Source organism: Cerasibacillus sp. (genome assembly GCF_036516575.1).
GTDB lineage: Bacteria > Bacillota > Bacilli > Bacillales > Amphibacillaceae > Cerasibacillus.
Genome location: NZ_DATBTY010000006.1, coordinates 148362 through 164063, shown reverse-complemented (window position 1 = coordinate 164063; position 15702 = coordinate 148362). Strand labels below are relative to the sequence as shown.

The window sequence follows — 15702 nt, the reverse complement described above, 5'->3', positions numbered from 1 at the left end:
ACTATATTATTATTTGTGAAGTCAATTGTGGATAACATCGATTATGTCAGGGACACACGTGCACCTTGTTGCTGCATTTGATACATTTCACTATAAATGCCTTTCTGTCCTAGTAATTCATGATGGTCTCCACTTTCTTTTATCTTACCACGTTCAAGAACAAAAATCGTGTTTGCATCACGAATGGTTGAAAGTCGATGGGCGATAACTAAAGTTGTTCGACCTTTTTTCAGTACTTTTAAAGCTTCTTGAATTAAACTTTCTGATTCCGTATCGATATTCGCCGTCGCTTCATCTAAGACGAGAATAGCTGGATCGAAAGCTAGCGCACGGGCAAAAGAAATCAGTTGCCTTTCACCAAGGGAAAATGTCGTCCCACCCTCTGTCACTTCAGCATCATAACCATTTGGTAATTTCTCAATAAAGCGGTTAGCACCAACGGCTTTTAATGCTTTAATCGCTTGTTCACGTGAAATGCGTTCATCATTCATCGTCACATTAGAAAGAATCGTTCCAGAAAATAAAAATGGATCCTGAAGCACAATCCCCATATGACTGCGTACTTGTTGGCGTGACCAATCCTTTATATTGTGATTGTCAATATAGACTTTTCCTTTTTGTGGATCATAGAAGCGAAAAAGCAAATTCATTAGCGAACTCTTACCTGAACCAGTATGTCCAACAAAAGCAACCGTTTCACCTGATTGGACCGTAAATGAAATATTGTGTAACACATATTCATCATCATAAGCAAATGATACATTTTGGAAAGAAATATGGCCATTATAACGCGGAATTTGTGTATGGTTCACATCTTCAATTTCTTCGTCCATTAATTCAAAGACGCGGCTACCCGCAACACGTGCCTGTTCTAATAATGGCAATTGATTCACGATATTATTGATTGGACCAAATAAGCGTGTTAAATAATCAACAAAGGCATATAACAATCCAATGGATATGACACTTCCAGGCTCTAATGAAAACGACCCAAAATGCCATATAAAAACAACAAATGTGATATTACGGAAAAAAGTCACTAAATTATGTGATGTCAAGGCATTTAGTTTTAATAATTTACGTTGATATGTGAAATGGCGCGTATTTAATGTTTCAAAATCCTCTTTCGTTTTCTTTTCACGACGAAAGGCTTGAATGATTGGCATACCTTGGATTGATTCATTTATGTTTCCATTTATTTTACTGTTTGTTGAACGAATCACTTGATTAAACTTAGAACCGAATATTTTATACAATCTCATCCAAATATAAATAAGTGGAATAGCTAATAAACATAGAGCCGCTAGTTTAGCATCAAGAAAGAACATCGCGATATAGACACCGAACATATAAATGAAACTTGTAATGACAATGGAAAGTACACGTTCATATAAATCACGTATCGCTTCTGTGTCATTTGTGACACGTGCGACGATTGTACCTGCTGGTCTATTGACGAAATATTGAATCGGCAATCTTTGTATATGAGAAAAGACGTCATTACGCATTTTTTTAACAATTTGATTCGATGATTTTTGCAACATATATGTTTGAAAAAACTGAAACAAACCAGCTACAAATAACAGTAACACATATAATCCTAGTAATAGAAAAATGGGACGTTTTTCCGGTTTAATAAATTGTGCTAAGTCTGTTAATCGAAGCTTTTGTCCATTCGCTTTAATCGGACCATCGGGTGTTTGTATGGTTACTTGATTCCCAGTAACCGCCCGCTTTCCTGTTAAAGGAACTTCTTGATTGATAAGATAATAATTCTTTTCAACCTGAAGAAGTGTTGCTTTTCCTAAAACTTTGTCCTCTGATATTTGACGGTCTGTTCGCTTATAATACTTATCTTGAAACGTAACCGTATTTCCGTCAATCTGCTCCTCAACTTCATTCCATGCACCCTCTATTCCAACAATATGATCATCAATAATTTTCTTTGCAATTAATGGACCAGCTAACTCTAATCCAGTGGCAATCATCAGACATATAATTCCGATGATAATCCCCTTTTTAAACTTTAAAGCATATTGAAATAACCTTTTCTCAGTCGTTGCTTTCTTCATTCAAACGCCTCCTCTCCTCGAGAAAGCTGTTGTAAATCATACTGTTCTTTATACCAGCCATCTTCTTGGATTAGTGATTCATGTGTACCATGTTCGATAACTTTCCCTTCATCTAAGACGATAATTAAATCTGCATGCTCAACAGCGGACAATCGATGTGACGCAATAAACGTTGTTTTCCCTTTTCTTTCTTCGCGTAAATGTTGAATAATATTTGCTTCCGTCTTACCGTCCACAGCTGACATAGAGTCGTCAAGAATTAAAATCTCTGGATCCTTTATAAACGCTCGCGCTAAAGCGACGCGTTGTTTCTGCCCTCCAGATAACGACACACCACCCTCCCCGACTTCTGTGTCTAAGCCATCGGGTAATTGTTGAATGTCTTTTAGGAAATGAGCGAGTTCCATTACCCGAGATATTTCTGTATCGGTAGCATCTTCTTTTCCAAATTGAATATTTTCTCTAATCGATTTTGAAAATAATATTTGATCTTGAGGCACATAACCAATCCAATCGCGCAATTGCTCTAAATCAATCTGTTCAATTGGTACATCAGATAAACGAATATTCCCTTTGAAGTTCGGATATTGTCGTAATAGCAATTTAAATAATGTTGTCTTTCCTGCACCGGTTTTACCAACAATGCCGATTGTGTCACCTTTATTGACTTGGAAGCTAATATTATCTAAGCTTTTTCGGTTACTTGCTGGAAATGTAAATGAAACATGTTCAAAAACAATCTGATCAACTTCACCAATGACTTGAGCATCTTTATTATTTTTAACATCTGCTACATAGTCTAAAATCTCATTTACACGGTCTAATGATGCATTCCCTCGTTGTAATATGTTAATCAACTCACCCATCGCAAACATCGGCCAAATGAGCATACCTAAATAAACGTTGAAACTAACTAAATCTCCAAGTGTAATCACTTGATTAAAAACTAGATTGGCTCCGTAACCAATCCCAATCGTATATGATAAACCAACTAATATTGTTATTGTCGGTTCAAATAAAGCGTCCACTTTAGTGACTGCCATATTTTTTTCATATACTTCATCCGTTTTATTGCTAAAACGCTCAATATCTTGTTTTTCTTGAACAAAAGCGCGAACAACGCGAATACCACGAATAGATTCTAGTACACCTGTGTTCATTTCCCCAAATGCTTCTTGCGCCTTTGTAAATCTCGCATGAATTGCTGCACCATATTTATTCATAATTAAAGCCATAATCGGTAATGGTAACAGTGACGCTAATGTTAACTTCCAACTAATCGTAAATCCCATAACAGCTACAATCATCAACATAAAGATACTTGAATCAACAAGTGTTAAAATGCCAAATCCTGCCGTTAATGCAATCGCTTTTAGATCATTGGTACTTCTTGCCATCAAATCCCCAGTTTTAAACTTTTCAAAAAACGGTGGAGTCATTTTTAAAAAATGTGCAATTAACTTACTACGCATCCACTTTTCTAAAATAATTGCTCCGCTAAACAACGTATAATCCCAAAAAAAGGAAACTGTGTAATGAACAAATGCTAAGATGATGTAGCCAACGATGACAAGCATTAAGATTTTCTCTGTTAATGTGTGATATTGAATATGATCAATCGTAAATCCAACCAGTTTAGGTGGAATAAGTGAAAGCGTACTTGCAAAAACCAAGGCTAAAATAGCCGCTAAATATCTCTTCCAATAATATTTGAAAAACCAATCTAACTTTTTAAATATAGAAAACACGGTTGGTTTCACCCTTTCTCTGCGCTCACTAAATGATTTTCAGGCAAAATAAAAGGCATACGCCTATGACGCATGCACAATTAGAATAAATAACACTATTCTATTCCAATTAACCATAAAGGAGCCACAGATGTATTAGCCCAGCATCAAGATGAGGAATCCATCAACTCCATCATGCTGGTACAAATTATGAACTTTTTCTTGGTTTCATTTTTTAATATAATCATCTGTATGACCCTCTTTCATCCTTTTTTTATGTCACAATATGCATTTTAATATATATATTCTAAAATGACAAGAGTTTTTTTAAAATTTTTATAAAGATAAGATTTTTTTACGATATCTGTTATACATATTGGTTTTCACTATGGTGAAATAGTATAATAAAAGAACCAAGTTACTTGGAACGGAAGGTGACGACTCCTGCGATAAAAGCCCGCGTCTTGAGACCCAAGAACGAGTTTTTTTGCGAGTGAAGAGATTCAAGAAGCTCTTAGGAAAGCGTCCGCCTGCATTGGAAAGTAACGGGTGCACTAGAAGAGACAAATTTTTATGAATGAGTCAGATTGAAAAGGCGAAAAATTAACGCCTAAACATACTACACGAGGAGGAATACATATGGTACATTTAGATGATATGTTGGCATATAACGAACAATTTGTAGCTAATAAAAAATATATGCCTTATGAAACGAATAGCCCACCTAATAAAGAAATGGTCATTTTGACTTGTATGGAATCACGTTTAATCGAATTACTCTTAAAAGCATTAAATCTTAAGAATGGCGATGTAAAAATGTTAAAAAACGCTGGGGCAATCATCCGAAAACCTTACGATACTATAATGAAAAGTATCCTTGTTGCCATCTATGAGCTTGGCGCAAAAGAAGTGGTTGTTATTGGTCATTATGACTGTGGCATGTCCCATACAATTCCTTCTAAATTACAAGAAAAAATGATTGAAAATGGAGTCAAACAGGAAACTATTCAAACAATTGAACGTTCTGGAATTCATTTTGAAGAGGAATTTAGTGGGTTTGAAAGTGTAGAAGATTCTGTCAAACAAAGTGTCTCCATCATTCGTCATCATCCTTTACTTCCTGAATACATCAAAGTTCACGGCCTTGTGATTGATCCAAGAACAGGAAAAGTTGATGTCATTACACGTGAATAGATATTTTAAATTCCTATTTGTTTATATAAATCACCGTATCATTCTATGAAAAAATTAAGAGACTGTGACATAACTAGCATCAAATAATGATCAAAGCTTGGTACATCATATCTTGTATAGTTTTTTATTAAAAAATAAATATTCCTAGCAATCACTAAAAATAATAATCCACTCCTTTCCTTAGGGGTGGATCTCTTTTTTATGAATATCATAGGTGTTATCATTACGCCTCGAAGTACAGACTTGTATATCATTGAACACTTCAATGCGAGATAACTTCATCTAACATCACTGACTTACATAACATTGAATACCCCAATGCGAGCTAAATCCATCCAACATCGCCGACTTACATATCATTGAACGCTTCAATGCGATATAACTTGAACTAACATCACTGACTTACATAACATTGAACACCCCAATGCGAGTTAATTTCATCCAACATCGCCGACTTTTATATCATTGAACACTTCAATGCGATATCGCAGAAAAAAAGACACGATATAAACGTATAAATCCTCCGCATATTGCCGAGCATTTTCCAAAAGAAATTGATAAATACATTGACCTCTATAATTACGAAAGCTATCAAAAAAGAGAAAGCGGTCTTAGCCCTCTGAATAAAGAGCTAAAACCGCTTAAGTCAATTTTAATTATTTTCACTGTCTACTTGGGACAGCTCATTTTGTCCAGGTCTTTTTCTTATTTAGCTTCGGTTTAGTCCTAACGACTACTTATTTTCTCAAACTAAACAATTTAAAATATCCCGGTTTGAAAGTATGCCAACAACTTTCTGTTTATCATTGACAACCGGTAAAATATGTGATGACTGAGTCGCTTTTGGAATAAGCTCATGAATATATTCGTCCTGGGATGCAACGACACATTCAGTATCCATGATTTCTTTAATAGATGTATTATGATGAGCATTCATCACTTGATCATATGTGACAATCCCTTTTAATTTTTGTTCTTGATCAACAACACAAATATCCTTCATTTGTTTATCCTTTAATGAACTCTGAACATCTGCCAACGAATCAGTTTCGTTAATAATTGGTGCTGAGTTAGTCATCACTTGTTTAGCTTGTAATATTTTTGACCGATCAATATCTTTAATAAACTCTTTAATATAATCATTTGCCGGTTCATTAATAATTTCTTCAGATGTCCCAACTTGAACAACTTCTCCATTTTTCATGACAGCAATCCGGTCACCTAGCTTAAATGCTTCATTCACATCATGTGTTATAAAAATAATCGTTTTTTGTAACTTCTTTTGAATATGAATTAATTCTAATTGCATCTCACGGCGGATTAACGGATCCAGCGCACTGAACGGTTCATCCATTAGTAATATATCGGGATCATTTGCAAGCGCCCGAGCTAGGCCAACACGTTGTTGCATCCCACCAGATAATTCATTTGGATATTGTTGTTCATAACCTTTTAATCCGACGATTTCAATATTTTTCATAGCTATTTTACGGCGTTCATCCTTTGGTACTTTCCGAATTTCTAAGCCATACTCTACATTCTCCAAAATCGTTCGATGACTAAAAAGACCAAAATGCTGAAACACCATGGCAATTTTTTCTTGTCTCATTTTTGTCAATTCAGCTTCGTCATATGAAACGATATTATCACCATCAATATAAATTTCCCCTGATGTCGGTTCATGTAAACGATTAAAACAACGTATTAATGTTGACTTACCACTGCCTGACAACCCCATAATGACAAAAATCTCACCTTTTTTCACTTCAAAACTAGCATTATACACACCGACTGTATGATTTGTCTTACTAAGAATCTCTTCTTTGGACATACCATCTTTAATCAGCGGAAGGACAGATTGTGGTTTAGGTCCGAAAATCTTTGTTACACGGTTTAATTTAATATGACTTGTCATGATTGCACCCCCTTCTTCCCTTGAAATTTATTAGCAATTCCATTTGTAATCCGATCAATGATAATCGCTAAAAAGACAATACTAATACCAGCTTCAAATCCTAATCCAATATCGATTCGATTAATCGCTACAAGCACCTGTTCACCTAATCCTTTAGCCCCTACCATGGAAGCAATAACAACCATTGACAATGCCATCATCGTTGTCTGGTTAACACCCGCCATAATGGTGGGCATAGCCTGAGGTAATTGAACTTTACGAAGCATTTGTCCTTTTGATGAACCAAATGAAAGGGCTGATTCGACGACTTCACGATCAACTTGACGAATAGCTAATTCTGTCAATCGAGTGACAGGTGGTAATGCATAAATAAGTGTCGCAAATATGGCCGATACGTTCCCTAATCCAAAGAAAAAAATCGCTGGAATAAGATAAACAAAACTTGGCATTGTCTGCATCGCATCTAATAAAGGACGCATTGCCATAGAAAAGCCTTTTCGATAAGCCATTAAAATCCCTGTTGGAATACCGATTATAACAGCAATAATAACACCAACTGTCATTATCGCAATCGTTGTCATCATTTCATTCCATAGACCAAATGTCCCTATTAGAAAGACAAAAAGACCGTACAAAATCCCTGAAAACACGGAACGAAAATACGAACCTAAAATAATGATGAGAGCGATAAACACCCACCAAGGCAGCCATACTAAGAAACCATCAATGGCATTTATTGTTCGCGATGTAATATAAAAGATGGCTTCAAACAAACCTTTAAACTTTTCATCTAAAAACGTTACAATAAAATCCGCATATTCACCTAAATTTGTTTTTATATCAGGAAAACTACCCATACACAGACTGCTTTATGCAGCCATCTCACCTCTTATTAAATTTTTTAATGTTGAAAAGCAGCTGTCCATACCGGTCAGCTGCTTCCAACACTTTAATTGAGTGCCTCTTGCACTTTTTCCGCTACTTCAGTAGAAACCCATTTTGTCCAAACATCTTCATATTCTTTCATCCACCACTCAGCTGCTTCCTCAGCAGATACATCTTCATCTTGCATATATTTAAGAGCTGCTTCAGTTAGCTCACTGCTTGTCTCATATTTTTCTAAAAATTCCACTACATCTGGTGCTTGAGCTGGTAAATCTTTATTGACACCAACTACAACATCATTCGGTGGAAATTCGGTTGATTTGTTTTCATTCCAAACCTCTTCATCATATAGGTCTTCCTCTAATAATGTTAAATCATATTTAGCTGTTACCCATGTCGGTGACCAATAATAGCCAACCCAACCTTTGCCATCATCATATGCTGAAACAAGATCCGCTACCGCAGCTGAATCAGAGCCAGGAACAAAATCATTCATTGTTTCATCCAAATCATATGTTTTGATTTTTTCAGAGATTGTTTTTTGAACTGACCAACCACTTGGTCCATTAATAATCCGACCACGTCCTGGGTCTTCTGGATCCTCAAACACTTCAGGATATTTCTTTAAATCTTCTACTCTCTTTAAATCTGGTGCCTTCGGCTCAATGCCCCGTTCTGGATCACCTTCAATAACATAAGTAGGTACGTATAAACCTTGGTCATTGTCATCGAAGTTAGTTGATACTTTAACTACATCACCTGCTTCAATCGATTCTTCATAAATCTCGATTAAATTATCTGTCCAAATCTCCATATATACTTGAATATCGCCTTTACGCAATCCTTGATACGTTGCTGCAGTTGATCCTGCTGTCACGTCTGTATCATATCCTAACCCTTCTTCAACAATCGTTTGTGCAATATGATTATGAATACGTATGCTATCCCAACCAGCATCAGCAAATACAATTGTATTGATATCACTTGATGATTCATCTGAACCACATGCCGATAGAATCAATACAAATAATAGCAATATTGACATTAATATTCGTTTCATAAATGTAATTAATTCCTCCATACTTTAATTGTTTTTTTGATGATTAAAATATAAACAATAAACGAGATAAACCAACTATTATTTTATGAGTTTCTAAGAGAGGCAATATTGAAGAAAATAAAGCAGCAAAAGTAAGACACTATCAAGGATATCGAACAAGGAAGTGAATCGCAAACGTCATTAAAACAGATTTACAGCGAATAACCTTCATATAAAACGATTAATCTAAAATAGATAGCGCTTTCTTAATTTATGGACGTAATATCTCTTATTAGCACACGATTAAGCCAAATATGACTAAAATTAAAACGATTTTACACAAATTAGATTCATAGAAATGAACACTTTTCGAAAGTTTTATCATAGCATTGCTTCAATCATGTTATCCTGTTATGCTGTAATTGTTCACTTAGTGAACTATTTAACCGATGAACTATTTTAGAGTAGGTGATGTTATGAATTTTAAGGAATTAGCAAGTCGATATCAAATTGCTATTAGTGCGGTTTATCGCAAAATTAATCAAATAATGAAAGAAAAAGTACATGAAGATATTACAACAGATCAATTTTCCACATTGCAATATGTCCTTCAGAACCAGCCCTGTACGAGTACGGAAATCGCTAATGCTTTTGGCATCGGGAAAAGTGCTGTTACCAATCAAGTAAATCGTCTCTATAAGAAAGGTTTGATTCACCGTATTCGTGATGAGAGCGATCGTCGTAATATTTATTTGAAAGTCACTGATGAAGGAAAAGAATTGGTTAACTTTACAGAAACCGAAATAGTACGAGCTTTTACACCTCTTTTATCACAATTTGAGGATGACGAAATTAAAGGCTTCATCCAATCTTTAGAACGATTGGCTCGACTTATGGATGAAACAGATTATCAATAAATGAAAGGGGAAATACCATATGAAACATGTCTTACGTTTTCGTTGGCTTATTATTGCCTTATGGGTCATTGCGGCAACCGCACTTTTTCTATTGGCACCTAATTTACAAGAGCTTGTCCGTGAAAAAGGGCAAATCACTGCTCCTGAAGATGCCCCATCACAACAAGCCAATGAACTTTTAGCACAAATGACTGAAGATAGTGATGGTGATACATCAAGCGCGGTCCTCGTTTTTCATGACAAAAAAGGGTTATCACAAACGGATATTCAAGCCGTTGAAAAAGCCATTGATCGCTTACAAGAAAATGAAGACAGTCTTGCCATATCAAACATTTTAGACTTTCGTAAGCATAAAGAAATTGAATCACAAACTGTTTCAGAAGATGGGACAACAATCATCGTTCCATTTCATGTTTCTTTCAGTGACCAAGAAATTGAACAATCTCAATCAGCCATTTATAAAACTTTAGAAGATATCAAAGTTGACCATTATCTAACCGGTGAAGACTACATTAACCAAGATATTATTACGAACTCAGAAGAAGGGTTGCGTAAAACGGAAATAATTACGGTTGGATTGATTTTAGTTATCTTGTTCATTGTATTCCGATCATTTGTTGCACCACTGATTCCATTACTTACAGTTGGAATGAGTTATCTTGCCGCACAAGGCATTGTTGCCATTTTAGCCGATTCAGTTGATTTCCCATTATCAACATATACACAGATTTTCATGGTTGCGGTTATGTTCGGGATCGGAACCGATTATTGCATCTTAATCATCAGTCGTTATAAGGAAGAACTGGCTAATCATGAATCAAAAATAGATGCCGTTATCGCGACATATCAAGGTGCGGGGAAAACAATTCTTTATGCAGCAATTGCTGTCTTAATCGGGTTTTCAACGATTGGTCTATCAACTTTTTCATTATATAAATCTGCAGTTGCTGTAGCAATTGGGGTTCTCGTTGTACTTATCGCCTTGTTTACACTCGTTCCGTTCTTCTTAAGTTTATTAGGAAACCAGTTATTTTGGCCATTTCATAAACAAGTCGAACATAAAGAAAGTAGAATTTGGGGTTTTGCTGGGAAATTTTCTTGGTATAGACCGCTTTGGGCACTTATCATCGTATTAGTCATTACAGTACCTGCTATAATCTCTTATGATGGGACTAAATCGTATAATAATTTAGAAGAAATTGGCGACTCATATGACACCGTAAAAGGGTTTAATCTCATTGCTGATCATTTCGGACCTGGGCAAGCAATGCCTGTAACCGTCTATATGACGTCAAATGAACCAATCGAATCACGATCCAACTATCAAGATATCGAGAGAATAACAGCTGAAATTAACAAGCTTGACGGTGTCCAAGAAGTGAGAAGTGCCACACGTCCAGCTGGTGATATTATAGAAGACTTTCTTGTCGATGAACAAACCGATTTAATCGCTGATGGTATAAAACAGAGCACTGATGGATTAACTGACGTTCAAGATGGATTAAAAGAAGCTTCAAAAGAAATAAAAGCAGCCAAACCCCAACTTTCTGAAGCTGAAGATGGTATTAATCAATTAAAAGCTGGCACCTTAGAAGCAAAGTCAGGAATTGATGATGTCAAAAAGGCGCTCATTACAATCCAAGAAGGAATGAAATCTGGCGCACTTGGAGCTAAGGAAGTAAAAGACCATTTAACAACCATTAAGCAAAATTTTGACGAAAGTATTTCCGGGAACAAACAGATTTTAAAAGGATATCAAGCACTTGCTAAAGGTTTAAAAGACTTTGGAAAAATTGACCTTAATACAGGACAATTTGGTAAACCTGAAGATTTAAATCGGTTTGTTCAAGCATTGGAGCAATTAAGGGGACCAATTGATGCGATTCATCATGAGGCAATTAAAGCTAATCCACAATTACAAAAGGATGAAACTTATTTAAGAACATACGGTTCAACTCATGTGATGATCGATGGGATGATTGAAGAAATTAATAAGCTAAAAAAACAATTTATTACCATTCAAAAAGAATTAGGTCAGCTAGGACAGTTATCCAACCAAGTTGAGAAAGAAGTTATTCAACCACTTAATAAACTAAACCAAAACTTTTCAGCGATCATTAAAGGACAAGAACAATTATCAGCCGGAATTGGTGAGCTAATTGGTGGCCTCGATGAGCTTCACAGTGGTTTATCACAAGCATATGATGGGCAAGGCCAAGTGACAAAAAACTTACCTCAACTCAGTGATGGCTTGAATCGTATACTTAACGGTCAAGATGAGTTGAAGAAAGCTTTTTCAACGATGGAGAAAGAACTTGACACTCTATCAAATGGGCTTTCAGAAGGTGCCGATGGGCTTGGCAAAATCGAAGACGGTTTAACTGATATGAAAGATTTTCTTAAAGATTTCAATACAGAAGAACATGAACCATTCGTTTATATTCCACAAGAAGCCCTAAATCATGAAGATTTTATTGATGGTACGAAACCATATCTAAGTGATGACTTAACAATTACGAAATGGGATGTTGTGTTAACAGTTAACCCATATTCAGTAAAAGCGATGGATATGATTGATAAAATAGAAGCTAAAACAAATGAAGCAAAACAGGACTCCGTTTTTGCAAAGAGTGATCCAAAGCTAGGCGGTGTTACAAGTACAAACTACGATTTACAAAACATATCAGATGATGATTATAAGCGAACCGCTATTCTCATGCTGATTGGTATCTTTATCATTTTGATCTTATTGTTACGTTCACTCATTATGCCAATCTATTTAATCGGATCTTTGATTGTAACGTATCTCACATCAATGGCGTTTGCGGAGTTTATTTTTGTCAATTTATCAGGTTATGATGGGCTTACGTGGGCTGTTCCTTTCTTTGCATTTGTTATGTTAATTGCACTCGGAATTGACTATAGTATTTTCTTAATGGACCGTTTTAATGAGTATAAAACGATGGAAATCAAAGAAGGATTATTAACAGCAATGAAAAACATGGGAACTGTCATTATCTCAGCAGCAATTATTTTAGGCGGAACATTTTCAGCCATGTTACCGTCGGGCGTTCTATCCATTCTCCAAATAGCCACAGTTGTGTTAACAGGTCTATTTCTATATGCTTTTGTCATGCTACCACTGTTTGTACCAATCATGGTCCGCATATTCGGGAAAATAAATTGGTGGCCATTTATGAAATAAATATTTTTTAGCTGATATGAGGCTAGGACAAAACACCAGTAAATGTAAAAAGAAGTTAGGCAGTCCATCTTGAGATGGAAGCATCTAACTTCTTTTTTAATTAAATGAGTTAATTTCACGTTAAAAACATTTTCCTTTTATTTTTTCGCCTGTTCTTTTATAATCTCAATGACTCGATCACGTGATTCACTACTTTGGTATGTTGCTTGGTGATCTTTAATAATAGGCGCTTCCTTCCGTAGCTTTAATAAACTCGTTAATAATGTTTCTGCTGTTAAGTCTTCCTCCTCTAATACATGTGCAAATTGTTTCTTTTGAAACGAAGCTGCATTGATGATTTGATCACCTCGACTCGCTTGTCGTGAAAGTGGAACAAGTAACATCGGAATTTGTAAAGCAAGAAATTCAAAAATTGCATTCGCTCCAGCACGCGATAAAACAAAATCAGTAATAGCAAATAAATGATTTAATTCTTCATTGACATATTCAAATTGCACATAGCCTTCTTGCTTAATTGTGTCATCTTTTTTCCCAATTCCACATATATGTATGATTTGAAAATGCATCAATAAATCATCTAAACTATGTCTTACAATCGTATTTATTCTTTCTGATCCAGCACTCCCCCCCATAATAAGGAGTACCGGTTTTTCATTTGTGCAGCCTGTTAACTCATATCCTTTATTTTCATTACCTTTAAAGAGCTCCTCACGAATGACAGCACCGACATATTCACTTTTTTTACTTGGCAAATAATCCATCGTCTCAGAGAATGTTGCAAGGACTTTATTAGCAAAAGGAAAAGCTAGCTTATTTGCTAAACCTGGCGTATAATCAGACTCATGAATAACTGCAGGCACACGGCGTAAACGTGAAGCAAAGATCACTGGAACCGAAACAAAACCACCTTTTGAAAATATAATATTTGGCCTTCGCTTGCCAATAATACGCCATGCTTCAAACGTCCCCTTTAATACTTTAAATGGGTCTTTAAAATTTTCTATTGACATATAGCGTCTTAATTTTCCTGTTGAAATCGGGTAATAGGTGACGTGATCTAATGGCTCAATTAACTGACGCTCAATCCCATTAATCGAACCAATATAATCAACTTCCCATCCTTCCTGTTGGAACACGGGGATCAACGCTAAATTAACAATAACATGCCCTGCAGTTCCACCACCGGTAAATAAAATTCGTTTCTTTTTCATAACATGTTTCTCCTCTTCTTGATACACTAAATATATATTATACCTATTTTCTTTAAAGATTTGTAATCCTTTTCTCTTACAAATCTATCCTAACAAAAACAAATTAAAAAAGGGAGAATTTCATGCACGAAACAACATCATTAAATGAAAAAATAAAGTTATTTGGCTATATTTTAATTCCTATTTTAATTACACAACTCAGTATGTACTTAATGAACTTCTTTGATACAATCATGTCGGGTAAAGCTGGAGCTGTTGACTTAGCTGGGGTTGCCATAGGTTCGAGCCTCTGGGTACCCATTTTTACCGGTATTAACGGAATTTTACTAGCTGTGACACCAATTATTGCTCAGTTAGTCGGGGCAAAAAAAGAAGACGATATTCCTGGAAAAATGCAACAGGCACTTTATTTAGCCATTACTTTAGCTATCATAGTAATCATAAGTGTTGGCTTGCTTATAAATCCTATTCTTAAAATGATGGATCTTGAAGAGGGTGTTCGATATACGGCTAAGTATTATTTAATTTCATTATTAACAGGGATTATTCCATTATTTATCTTTAACACATTACGAAATTTTATAGATGCTCATGGGAAGACACGGATTTCAATGGTCATTATTTTAGTTTCGTTGCCGTTAAATATAATCCTTAATTATATCTTTATTTTTGGGAAGTTCGGGGTTCCTAGTTTCGGGGGGATCGGTTCCGGAATTGCAACAGCGATTACTTACTGGCTCGTATGTATCATTGCAATTGGTACAACGATGAAAGTCAAGCCTTTTAAACGGTATCGTATATTAACAAATTGGCAACAACCGTCCTTTATTGAATGGGGAAGACAATTAAAAATTGGAGTCCCAATTGGGTTTGCATTGTTTTTTGAGACGAGTATTTTTTCAGCTGTTACTCTATTTATGAGTACTTATAGTACACAAACTATTGCAGCACACACAGCGGCGATGAACTTCGCTTCTTTATTATATATGATTCCTTTAAGTGTCGGTATGACACTTACAATTGCAATCGGTTATGAGGTTGGTGCAAAACGCTTCGATCACGCCCGAACATATGGCTATATCGGTATTAGTGGCGGAATTTTTATCGCTTTATTCGCCGGGTTAACATTATATCTATTTAATGACCCTGTGGCAAGGCTATATCATACCGACCCAGCCGTCATCATGTTAACAAAACAATTTATCTACTATGCCATTATTTTTCAATTTGCTGATGCATTCGGTGCACCACTACAAGGTGCGCTTCGTGGATATAAAGATGTAAACATGACGCTCATTATGGCATTTATTTCTTATTGGGTTATCGGATTACCGAGTGGCTGGCTCCTAGCCAATTATACAACGTTACAACCATTCGGCTATTGGGTTGGTATCATTATTGGATTAAGTGCTGGTGCCATCACATTATTAGGTCGACTATTATATATCCAAAAGAAGGTTTCAGTTCAACATAATCGGACAAACGAAAACTCTAATTAAAAAGCTTCGGCTCACTTTAATGTGGGCCGAAGCTTAAA

Annotated in this window: 10 protein-coding genes; 4 read left to right on the top strand and 6 right to left on the bottom strand. The window is 35.7% G+C overall.

What is annotated here, in order from left to right:
- Positions 1 to 41 precede the first annotated feature (41 nt).
- Positions 42 to 2072, bottom strand: a complete 2031-nt coding sequence (locus tag VIG73_RS01980; RefSeq protein WP_331638859.1) for an ABC transporter ATP-binding protein — start codon at positions 2070 to 2072, stop codon at positions 42 to 44.
- Positions 2069 to 3820: an ABC transporter ATP-binding protein gene (locus tag VIG73_RS01975; protein WP_331638857.1), complete on the bottom strand. Its 1752-nt coding sequence runs from the start codon at positions 3818 to 3820 to the stop codon at positions 2069 to 2071. Before VIG73_RS01975 ends, VIG73_RS01980 begins: the two co-directional genes overlap by 4 nt.
- Before the next feature lie 618 nt (positions 3821 to 4438).
- Here VIG73_RS01975 and VIG73_RS01970 point away from each other — a divergent pair.
- Complete coding sequence (locus tag VIG73_RS01970) at positions 4439 to 4993, top strand: carbonic anhydrase (protein ID WP_331638855.1); 555 nt, start codon at positions 4439 to 4441, stop codon at positions 4991 to 4993.
- 745 nt (positions 4994 to 5738) lie between these two features.
- Here VIG73_RS01970 and VIG73_RS01965 read toward each other — a convergent pair.
- From VIG73_RS01965 to VIG73_RS01955, 3 genes are all read right to left on the bottom strand, one after another.
- Complete coding sequence (locus tag VIG73_RS01965) at positions 5739 to 6908, bottom strand: glycine betaine/L-proline ABC transporter ATP-binding protein (RefSeq protein ID WP_331638853.1); 1170 nt, start codon at positions 6906 to 6908, stop codon at positions 5739 to 5741.
- The gene (locus VIG73_RS01960; RefSeq protein WP_331638851.1) at positions 6905 to 7765 is read right to left on the bottom strand and encodes an ABC transporter permease; all 861 of its coding nucleotides are present in this window, start codon (positions 7763 to 7765) and stop codon (positions 6905 to 6907) included. Before VIG73_RS01960 ends, VIG73_RS01965 begins: the two co-directional genes overlap by 4 nt.
- Positions 7766 to 7857: 92 nt before the next feature.
- Positions 7858 to 8853 carry an ABC transporter substrate-binding protein gene (locus VIG73_RS01955; RefSeq protein ID WP_331638850.1) on the bottom strand — a complete coding sequence of 332 codons (996 nt, stop codon included), beginning with the start codon at positions 8851 to 8853 and terminating at the stop codon, positions 7858 to 7860.
- A gap of 455 nt (positions 8854 to 9308) precedes the next feature.
- Here VIG73_RS01955 and VIG73_RS01950 point away from each other — a divergent pair, with 455 nt between their 5' ends.
- Both VIG73_RS01950 and VIG73_RS01945 read left to right on the top strand, forming a co-directional pair.
- On the top strand, positions 9309 to 9749 hold the full coding sequence (locus tag VIG73_RS01950; RefSeq protein WP_331638848.1) for a MarR family transcriptional regulator: 441 nt from the start codon (positions 9309 to 9311) through the stop codon (positions 9747 to 9749).
- Positions 9750 to 9768: 19 nt separating this feature from the next.
- The gene (locus VIG73_RS01945) at positions 9769 to 12954 is read left to right on the top strand and encodes an MMPL family transporter (protein WP_331638846.1); all 3186 of its coding nucleotides are present in this window, start codon (positions 9769 to 9771) and stop codon (positions 12952 to 12954) included.
- A gap of 137 nt (positions 12955 to 13091) precedes the next feature.
- Here the strand turns inward: VIG73_RS01945 and VIG73_RS01940 are convergent, their stop codons facing one another.
- A complete protein-coding gene (locus tag VIG73_RS01940) occupies positions 13092 to 14165 on the bottom strand; it encodes an undecaprenyldiphospho-muramoylpentapeptide beta-N-acetylglucosaminyltransferase (RefSeq protein WP_331638844.1) in 1074 nt (357 codons plus the stop codon).
- A gap of 122 nt (positions 14166 to 14287) precedes the next feature.
- On the opposite strand from VIG73_RS01940, the gene VIG73_RS01935 reads away from it, so the two are divergent.
- Positions 14288 to 15664, top strand: a complete 1377-nt coding sequence (locus VIG73_RS01935; protein ID WP_331638842.1) for an MATE family efflux transporter — start codon at positions 14288 to 14290, stop codon at positions 15662 to 15664.
- Positions 15665 to 15702 lie beyond the last annotated feature (38 nt).